Source organism: Ideonella sp. P3_A4, from assembly GCF_056403075.1.
On the sequence record NZ_JBFUGE010000753.1, the window covers coordinates 1 to 2,625 of the forward strand.

Annotated in this window: 3 protein-coding genes; all 3 read left to right on the forward strand. The window is 67.9% G+C overall.

What is annotated here, in order from left to right; all coding sequences use genetic code 11:
• Positions 1-43: 43 nt before the first annotated feature.
• Entirely contained in the window at positions 44-1,144 is a 1,101-nt protein-coding gene (locus AC1DYI_RS32210) for a 2-aminoethylphosphonate--pyruvate transaminase (RefSeq protein ID WP_477208185.1), read from the forward strand.
• 39 nt (positions 1,145-1,183) lie between these two features.
• Positions 1,184-2,026 carry a phosphonoacetaldehyde hydrolase gene (gene phnX / locus AC1DYI_RS32215; RefSeq protein ID WP_477208186.1) on the forward strand — a complete coding sequence of 281 codons (843 nt, stop codon included), beginning with the start codon at positions 1,184-1,186 and terminating at the stop codon, positions 2,024-2,026.
• Positions 2,023-2,625: FAD-dependent oxidoreductase (locus AC1DYI_RS32220; RefSeq protein ID WP_477208187.1), on the forward strand; the 603-nt coding region annotated here is incomplete at its 3' end. The genes phnX and AC1DYI_RS32220, both read left to right, overlap by 4 nt.

A 2,625-nucleotide genomic window follows, 5' to 3' on the forward strand; every position in this document is an offset into this window, starting at 1 on the left:
GACAGACGGTGCTTCTTGTAATTGATGCCTGCTTTGCCTTGCCATGCGTGACGCCATCCTGCTGACTCCCGGCCCCCTGACCACGACCCTGGCCACCAAGACCGCGATGCTGCGCGACTGGGGCTCGTGGGACGCCGATTTCAACGCCTTAACCGCGCAGGTCTGCCTGCGGCTGGTTGAGTTGGTCGATGGTGCGGACCAGTTCAGCTGCGTGCCCCTGCAAGGCTCAGGCACCTTCGCGGTCGAAGCGGCCATTGGCAGCCTGGTGCCACGTGATGGCAAGTTGCTGGTGTTGGTCAACGGCGCCTACGGCCAACGCATGGCGCRTCTGACGGCGGTGATGGGCCGCGCGGTTGCGGTGCTGGACTTCGGCGAGGCCGCAGCGGTTGACCCGACACGTGTCGCCGCTGCATTGCAGGCGGATGCAGCCATCACCCATGTCGGCGTGATCCACTGCGAAACCAGCACCGGCATCCTGAACCCGCTGGCAGAGATTGCCGAGGTCGTTCGCGCACACCACAAGCGCCTGATCGTCGATGCGATGAGCAGCCTCGGCGCCTTGCCGCTATCGGCGCGCGATATCGCGTTCGACGCCGTCATCGCCAGCAGCAACAAGTGCCTCGAAGGCGTCCCGGGCATGGGCTTCGTTCTGGCCCGCACGGCGGCGCTGGCCGAGGCCGAAGGTTGCGCGCATTCGCTGTCGCTCGACCTTCACGACCAGTGGCGCTACCTGCAGCGCACCGGCCAATGGCGCTTCACGCCGCCCACCCATGTGGTCGCTGCGTTGGCAGAGGCGCTGAAGCAGTACGACGAGGAGGGCGGTCAACCCGCAAGGCTGGCGCGCTACGAAGCCAATTGCCGCGCGCTGCTCGCCGGCCTCCAACGCCTCGGGCTCGAGCCTTTTCTGCCAGCGGCCTGGCAGGCGCCGATCATCGTGACCGTGCACGCACCGGCGCAAGCGAACTGGAGCTTCAGCGAGTTCTATCGACGCGTCAAGGCACGTGGCGTGGTGCTCTACCCGGGCAAGCTGACCACGGTCGAGACCTTCCGCGTCGGCTGCATCGGCGCGCTGCAGGCCGCCGACATCGAGATGGCGGTGGACGCGATGCGCCGTTGCCTCGATGAGATGGGCATCGGCAGCTGACGGCCGACGTCACCGCTTTCTTCACTTCCCCTATTCGCCATGTTCTCTTCCATGCACCGCTACGAGCGTCGCTACCAAGGCCCCGTCCAGGCCGTGATCTTCGACTGGGCCGGCACCTTGGTCGACTTCGGCTCCTTCGCGCCAACCCAGGTGCTGATCGACGCGTTCAAGGGCTTCGGCGTCGAGATCTCGATGGCCGAGGCCCGCGAGCCGATGGGCCTGGCCAAGTGGGACCATATCCAGGCCCTGGGCCGGCTGCCGGGCGTCGCGGCCCGCTGGCAGGCCGCGCATGACCGCGCGATGAGCAAAGCCGATGTCGATGCGCTGTACGCGGCCTTCATGCCGCTGCAGGTGGAGCGGGTGGCGCAGTACTCGGCGGTGATCCCCGGCGCGCTGGGGGTGCTTGCGTCCCTGCGGGATCGGCATGTGCGCATAGGCTCTTGCTCGGGTTACCCGCGGGTCGTGATGGACAAGCTGCTGGCACACGCGGCAAGCCAGGGCCTGGTGGTGGACCATGCAGTGGCCACCGACGACCTGAAGCCCGGCGGCCGCCCAGGCCCGTGGATGGCGCTGGCGAATGTCATCGAGCTGGGTGTGCGCGAAGTGGCAGCCTGCGTGAAGGTCGACGACACGGTGCCGGGCATCGAAGAAGGCCTGGCCGCCGGCATGTGGACCGTGGGCCTGGCGGTGTCTGGCAACGAGCTAGGGCTGACCCAGGCCGAATGGCAAGCGTTGGATGAACCGCAGCGCAGCCAGCGCCGCCACGTGGCGGCCCGCAAGCTGGCGCAGGCCGGCACGCACGAGGTGGTGGACAGCATTGCCGATCTGCCGGCGGCGCTGGCCCGCATCGAAGCGCGGCTGGCAAAMGGCGAACGGCCGTGACTGCACGGCGTGTTGCCATCGTGGGCGCAGGGATCGTCGGCCTGGCTCATGCGCTGGCCGCGGCACGGCGCGGCGATCACGTCACCGTGTTCGAGCGCGACGCGCAAGCCACGGGCGCGTCGGTGCGCAACTTTGGCCTCGGCCTGGTGTTGGGCCAAGCGCCCGGTGACATGCTCGACCTGGCCCTGCGCAGCCGCGAGCTCTGGTTGGACCTGCTGCCGCGCCTGGGCGTGTGGCACAAGGCGCAGGGCAGCTTGACGGTGGCGCGCGATACCGTGCAATGGCGGGTGCTGCAGGCTTTTCAAGCCGCGCTGGGTGAGACGTATGAGACCCGCTTGCTGAGCGCTGATGACGTGGCGCAGCACCACGCCGCAGGGCTGGGTGGCCTGTTCAGCCCCAACGAGATGGCGTTGGAAGCGCGTCAGGTGCTGCCAGCCTTGGCTGCCTGGTTGGCCTTGACACATGGCGTCAAGTTCCATTTCGGCACCTTGGTCCACGGCATCGCGTTGCCGCAGATCGAGACCAGTGCGGGCCGATTCGCCGCCGACGAGGTGGTGGTTGCCGCCGGCCACGATTTCCAGACGCTGTACCCCGAGGCC